At 34.0% G+C, this 6,653-nt stretch carries 6 protein-coding genes and 1 pseudogene; all 7 read right to left on the minus strand.

What is annotated here, in order from left to right; genetic code table 11:
- Nucleotides 1–8: 8 nt before the first annotated feature.
- A complete protein-coding gene (locus LB941_RS09085) occupies nucleotides 9–857 on the minus strand; it encodes a class II fructose-bisphosphate aldolase (protein ID WP_253361421.1) in 849 nt (282 codons plus the stop codon).
- Nucleotides 858–873: 16 nt separating this feature from the next.
- Nucleotides 874–2,796 (minus strand): 3D-(3,5/4)-trihydroxycyclohexane-1,2-dione acylhydrolase (decyclizing), encoded by a 1,923-nt coding sequence (iolD, locus tag LB941_RS09090; RefSeq protein WP_253361406.1) that lies wholly within the window; start codon nucleotides 2,794–2,796, stop codon nucleotides 874–876.
- A gap of 1 nt (nucleotide 2,797) precedes the next feature.
- A complete protein-coding gene (gene iolC / locus LB941_RS09095) occupies nucleotides 2,798–3,769 on the minus strand; it encodes a 5-dehydro-2-deoxygluconokinase (RefSeq protein ID WP_253361408.1) in 972 nt (323 codons plus the stop codon).
- An 11-nt stretch (nucleotides 3,770–3,780) separates the two neighbouring features.
- Nucleotides 3,781–4,596 (minus strand): 5-deoxy-glucuronate isomerase, encoded by an 816-nt coding sequence (iolB, locus tag LB941_RS09100; RefSeq protein WP_253361410.1) that lies wholly within the window; start codon nucleotides 4,594–4,596, stop codon nucleotides 3,781–3,783.
- A 117-nt stretch (nucleotides 4,597–4,713) separates the two neighbouring features.
- Nucleotides 4,714–5,154: a DMT family transporter gene (locus LB941_RS09105; RefSeq protein WP_253361412.1), complete on the minus strand. Its 441-nt coding sequence runs from the start codon at nucleotides 5,152–5,154 to the stop codon at nucleotides 4,714–4,716.
- A gap of 107 nt (nucleotides 5,155–5,261) precedes the next feature.
- The gene (locus tag LB941_RS09110) at nucleotides 5,262–6,305 is read right to left on the minus strand and encodes a Gfo/Idh/MocA family oxidoreductase (RefSeq protein WP_253361414.1); all 1,044 of its coding nucleotides are present in this window, start codon (nucleotides 6,303–6,305) and stop codon (nucleotides 5,262–5,264) included.
- Between the two features lie 48 nt (nucleotides 6,306–6,353).
- Nucleotides 6,354–6,653, minus strand: a pseudogene (locus LB941_RS09115) (inositol 2-dehydrogenase); the annotation flags it as partial.

Here is a 6,653-nt window from a genome sequence, read left to right on the forward strand (position 1 = left end):
CTTTTCGGTTATGCCTTATTCCAAACATGGAATTCATGCATTTTAGATTCAACTAAATGTGCAATTCCCTTTTTTCCATCTTCCAAAACAGGTATAGGTTCATGCCCAACATTTTTAGCATTTATACTCTCTCTTACAGAATTTAACCATGCATAGTTTACTTCGGTATTAATATTAATTTTTGCAGTACCATTTTTTATAGCTGCTTGTATTTGATCATTTGGTATTCCGGATGCACCATGCAATACTAATGGTAACTTAGTTTTTTCAGAAATTTGCTTCATTCGCTCAAAATTTAAATTTGGTTTTCCCGTATAATCACCATGAACCGATCCAAGTGCTGCAGCCAAAGCATCAACTCCTGTTTTTGCCATTTTCTCAGCATCTTCTATACTAGCATATTTTATGCCGCTGATTAATCCATTTTCATTTCCACCAACAGCTCCAACTTCTGCCTCAACAGAAACATTTCTCAAATGTGCGTAATGAACTACCTCTTGTGTTTTAACAATATTTTCATCTATTGGTAATTTAGAACCATCATACATCACAGATGTATAGCCTGCATCAATAGCTTCTTTTGCTCGTGCTACTGATAATCCATGGTCTAGATGCAAAACTACCGGAATACTTATCTCTAATTGTTCAATCATATAATTTACTAAACCACTGATATACTCAAAACCACCTAGTTGATCTACAACTCTATCCGATGTAGCTAATACTATTGGCGTATTGCTTTTTTGAGCGGTTTTAAGGTATGTTGTAATCCAATCATCACCATTAATATTGAAATGCCCCAATGCGTACTTATTGTTTTTAGCGTCTTGTATTAATTTAAACATCGGAACTAACATTTTTTCTAACACCCTTCTAGTATTTAAAAGCCTCTTTTGTATGCTTTTTCGTATCTTCAAATACTTCTTTTATTTTTTCACTTGGAGAAACTTCTGGATCTCCAACATGCCACCAAGTTTTTCCATATCCATGTGTCATAGTTTTAGGTAATACACGGACTTCAATTAAAGTAGATTTTTGCTGTTTTTTAGCGTCATCTAAAGCCCGCATAAATTCTGCAACTGTATTTACTTTATAGCTAACTGCGCCATAACCTTCAGCAACTTTAGCATAATCAATATTTAAAATGCCATTGTTTTCAGTTTTAAATTCCGTTAAGAAGCTTGCTTGTCCATGTGACATTTGCAGATTATTAATAGAATGAAAACCTGAATTATTAAATAAAACTACGTTAATTTTCTTATTATATTGAATTGCGGTAACCAGTTCTGAATGCAACATGAGAAAACTACCATCACCAACCAATGAATAAACTTCTTTATCTGGTTTAGCTAATTTAATTCCTAAAGCTGCTGGAACCTCATATCCCATCATTGAATAACCATATTCCATGTGATACGTGTATTCTCCATAGGGATTCCAAATTCGATGTACGTCTCCTGGTAAAGATCCAGCTGCTGCTACGATAACAGCGTCTTTTTCAATATGCTCATTCATAGCAATCAGTGCTGATGTTTGTGTTAATTTTGTATCTAAAGCTTGGGAATATTTGATTAACTTATCATGGCTATAGTGGCCTGCAATCTCTGGCTCAAAATCTGCTACATCAAAAGTAGTTTTAGATAGCCGATCTCTTTCAACATTCCATTTTACTTTTAATTCACTTAAATTATTATATTGACTCTTATAATCAGTGACAACTGTTAATAGTTTCTCAAAAAAGCTTTTAATGTCTGCTACAACAGGAAATCCATCAAGTTTCAATGCCTGTATTCTACTTAAGTTTACATTAATTACTTTTACTTTATTAGGATCAAAACTTGTTTTTGAAGAAGTAGTAAAGTCAGTATATCTACTTCCTGCAGCAATTATTAAATCTGCCTCATCGACTGCTTCATTTGCAGCTGATGTACCTAAAACACCAACCCCGCCCAAGTTATTTCTAAAATTATATGAAATTGTTGACTTACCAGTAGCAGTTTCGACAATTGGCACTTCACATAGCGAAGAAAAACGCTTAATGGCTTCTCCAGCTTCACTATACTTAGCTCCACCACCTAAAATTATCACAGGCTTCTTAGAACTTTTTAAAATTTCACTAGCTTTTTCCATTTCATATTCACTTGGAGCAATACGCTTTACAACATATACTCGTTTCTTAAAAAACGATTCTGGATAATCCCATGCCTCTGCCTCAGTATCTTGTGGTAAACAAATAGTTACTGGACCCGTTGTAGCAGGGTTTGTCAATACTTCAAAACCCTTGATTAGGGCTGACATTAATTGTTCTGGTCGTTCAATACGATCCCAATATTTAGAAACTGCCTTTAAAGAATCGTTTGTAGTAACTGCCGAACTCATCGCCGGCTCAATTTGTTGAAGAACTGGATCAGGCTGTCTACTAGCAAAGGTATCTGCTGGTAAAATCAATAAAGGTATATTATTAACATATGCATTACCAGCAGCAGTTACGAAGTTTGCCGATCCAGGTCCCGCAGATGCTGTTACCGCATAAACCTTTTTTCGTAAACTTTCTCTACTAAAAGCTATTGCACTACTTGCCATTCCTTGTTCATTATGCCCTTGAAAAACTTTTAAACGTCCTGGATTATCAAATAACGCCTCTCCTAATCCTAAAACATTTCCATGCCCAAATATACCAAATACACCTTCAACAAATGGTTCTATTTTCCCATCAACATTTAAATATTGTTGATTCAAAAATTTAACTAATGCCTGGGCGGTAGTTAACCTAACTGTTCTTTCATTTCCAGACATGTTATTCAACCTCCTTTATTTTAGCTGTTTTCAAGAAATTTTCTATTTCTTCAACAGTAGGCATTGCATCTGATGAGCTAAGTTTACTAATAACAATTGAGGCAGATGCTCCACCAAACTTAAGTGCTGTTTCAATTCCTAAGTTTTTTGAATACGCATACAAAAACGCTGCAGCAAACGAATCTCCTGCGCCAAAACTCTTTAATACTTTAGTTTCATACGCATATCCTCTGTAAATTTTTCCTTCCTTTGTATATGCATACGATCCTTTTGAACCTACTTTAATAACAATTAGCTGTGCATCATGCTTAAAAAGTTCGGCAACCGTTTCATCATTTGTATTACCAATACCATTTTCAAGAACATCATATTCATCACGAGTTCCAATTATTACATCTGCATGATTTGCAATGATTTTATAATAAATTGATGTTTCTTCTGCATTTTTCCACGTATATGGACGATAATCTAATTCAAAAACAACCTTCACTCCGAGTTTTTTAGCTAAAAACATGGATTTAATGATTGCTTCTCTTGATGGACTTTGTGCTAATCCTGTACCTGAAATCACTAACATGTTGGCTTGACTAATATATTCTCCATTTATTTCATCTGAAGTTAAATATAAATCAGCAACTTGATCTCTGTACATCAAAATATCACATTCTGTCGGACTTAAAATCTCTGTAAAAGTTAATCCTGTTTTGTGTCCATCTTTATCCACTACTAGATTACTTGTATCAATTCCAGCTTCTTTCATATAAAGCTTCACATAATTTCCAAGTTGATCATCTGCTATCTTACCTATAAAGCCAACCTTCTGTCCTAATCTTGCTGAACCAATCGCTATATTTGCTGGAGAACCACCAACATATTTAGCAAAAGTTTTAGTTTCTTCCATTGGTCTATTATATTCAACAGCATTAAGATCAACAGCTGCTCGTCCAATTGCAATCAGGTCAAATTTTTTCATTTTAAATTCCTCTACTTTCTATTAATAATCCATTCAAGATCTGGATCATTATGAAATTTCCAAATTCTACTTGGTCCAGCCATAATATTCAAATAATAACTTTCAAATCCATCGGGAACAGCTACCGGATGATATCCCTTTGGAACTACTACTACATCTCCACTATTAACTGTCATCGTTTCATCTAGGGAATGGTCATCTGTATATACGTGTTGGAAAACAAATCCCGTTTTAGGGTTCATTTCATGATAATAAATTTCTTCAAGAAAAGATTCTGTTGGTAAATTATCATGGTCATGGCGATGTGGTGGATAACTTGACCAATTTGCTGATTCTGTATAAACCTCAACTAACAATAATTTGTCTGCAAATGGCAAATCATCTGGTAATATATTTTGAACTAATCTTTTATTATTATATTTCCCACGATGTTCAATTTGATGAATATCTCCCTTTAATAGACGAGTTGGAAATTTCTTTTCTGTAGGTGAGTATGCCATTAATATTTTACAATCAGTTTCTGCAATTACTTCAATCGAACTTCCTACCCCTGCATAAACTGAATCAGTTGGGATTTTATCAAATACAGATTGTCTTTGTCCAATATTCTCAAACGTCTCATCATTTACTTTTACAGTAGCTTTGCCAGTTAAAATAACAATACCAACTTCGTGAGCTTTCTCTTTTTCAATATATTTATAACTTTTCTCTATCGTTAATACTTTAAGTCCTGTATATTTCATTGGTGAATTTTGTTCATCAACTTGTTGAATTAAATTTACACCTGGAAAAACCAAATTATTTTGTGAATGGTAAAGTAAACTCATAATATATCCCCTCTTTAAAAAATTTATTAATATCTTCAAGTTAATATTATCTCTATTTTAACCACGAGTCAACCAAAACATGACAATAAAACTACAAATAATAACAAATAACATTATCTATCTTTTCATCAAAAAGACACCTGTAACCACTAATATAATACCAACTATACGCGGTGTATTTAGAAGAACAGGTTCATTTCCAAACCACCCAAAGTAATCAATTATGGTTGCCATTATTAATTGACCAGCTATAAAAATCGTAAAAAAATATGAATAACTTATTTTAGTAGGAACTATAATCATTGAGGAAACTATAATAACACTAAAAATCCCTCCACTTAATGACCACCAAGATACATTATGAAGCGATCCTAAGCTAGTGTTCTTCTCTATAAATAAAGCCACTACAACCATTATGACAGCACCTATAAAATTACTTATAGCTCCACTTAAATATGCAGAATGTACTTGATTGCGTAATTCATAATTAACACCACTTTGGATTGGTTGTGATAAACCTGCAATTATAGCAAATAAAATAAATAAATAATTAATCATTTCATCTTCCTCCTAAAAAAACCCATAGACTTTTTACAAATCTATGGGCTATCATCTCATAACTTATAATTTTACTATATTAAAACACTACCTACACTATAGTTTCTTCAAATATCATAATGAATTGTTACCAATTTTCCAGTATTGGCTGACTCTTGGCAACTTTTAGCAATAAGTAATGCTTTAATTCCATCATCAACAGTTACAGATGGTTGTTTTTGTTCAGCAATGTTTTGAACAAAATCTTGGACCTCTTTTGTAAATGCATCATCAAATCTTTCTCCAAAACTTTGCAAAGAAGGTTTAACCACACCAGATTCATTAAACACAGTTACCCGATTCATATCTGGATGTTCTCCAACTCTCAACCAGCCATCAGAACCCATTATCTCTAATTCAACCTGATTTCCGTGCGCTGCATGTCGTCCACCTATTAAAGTAGCAATAGTTCCACCATCAAATTTAAGCTGTGCTACACCTGTCTCAAACTCTCCAATTTCAGCTAATTCTGGTGCCGCAATATTACTTGTTAACCCATAAGCCTCTATCGGTTCTTGATTGGTAAACCATCTTATTAAATCTACATCATGGATATTCATGTCTACAAAAATACCACCTGAATCTGCTGCAGATGCAAATTTTTTAAAACTTTCCATTCCTGAAATTGGATCAATCCCATAGCCTCTCATATAGATAATCTTACCTATTTTACCATCATCCACCAATTTCTTAGCATATTGATAAGACTCATCATAACGACGCATAAATCCACTTTGGAAAATTTGTTTAGGGTGGCTATGAATAACTTCAGCCATTTTCTTTACCTCATCTAAATCAAGACCTAGAGGTTTTTCACAAAAAACATGTAACCCAGCTTCCATCGCATATATTGTCATTTCAGGATGGAATGGTGTTGGTGCAACTATAAATACAGCACTCAAATCTTCCTTATCAATCATTTTTTTATAGTCTGTATAGGTATTTTTTACACCTAAAGATTCTTGAGCCCACTTCAGTTGATTCTCATCAAGTGCGCAAGCTGCTACTAACTTTACTCCTTGAATTTTTTCAACTAAATGTTTAGCATGTCTTGAGCCTAATCTTCCAAGCCCTATAATACCAACTGAGACCTTTCTTGCTAAATCAGTCATATTATCCCTCCATACTCTAATCAATTACCAACTGAAACTACTTTACATTTACTTCTCTGTATAAAAGCTTGGTGTTTCAGGGAAATCCAAGTCCTGTTTTTCTCCATCTTTATCGAGTGATACTAACGCTGCATCAGCTGTTACTGCTGCAATATATCCATCCCATGCTGAAGGACCTTCAGGTGACAAATCTCTCGATACATGATCTACAAAATCACGGAATTCAATGTCATAGGCACTTTCGAAGCGCGCTTTCCAATCTGTTAGAATGGCTGTACTGTGTTGTGCATTTAAGCGTGTTGCTACTTGTGGTACCGTTGGTAATTCCAATACCCCTTCTTCACCTAC

The sequence above is a fragment of the Ligilactobacillus ubinensis genome (assembly GCF_024160875.1).
Taxonomy (GTDB): Bacteria; Bacillota; Bacilli; order Lactobacillales; family Lactobacillaceae; genus Ligilactobacillus; species Ligilactobacillus ubinensis.

Coding starts and splice junctions, on each gene's coding strand:
- LB941_RS09085 (WP_253361421.1), bottom strand. CDS start 857: ATGTTAGTTCCGATGTTTAAATTAATACAAGACGCTAAAAACAATAAG.
- iolD (WP_253361406.1), bottom strand. CDS start 2,796: ATGTCTGGAAATGAAAGAACAGTTAGGTTAACTACCGCCCAGGCATTA.
- iolC (WP_253361408.1), bottom strand. CDS start 3,769: ATGAAAAAATTTGACCTGATTGCAATTGGACGAGCAGCTGTTGATCTT.
- iolB (WP_253361410.1), bottom strand. CDS start 4,596: ATGAGTTTACTTTACCATTCACAAAATAATTTGGTTTTTCCAGGTGTA.
- LB941_RS09105 (WP_253361412.1), bottom strand. CDS start 5,154: ATGATTAATTATTTATTTATTTTATTTGCTATAATTGCAGGTTTATCA.
- LB941_RS09110 (WP_253361414.1), bottom strand. CDS start 6,305: ATGACTGATTTAGCAAGAAAGGTCTCAGTTGGTATTATAGGGCTTGGA.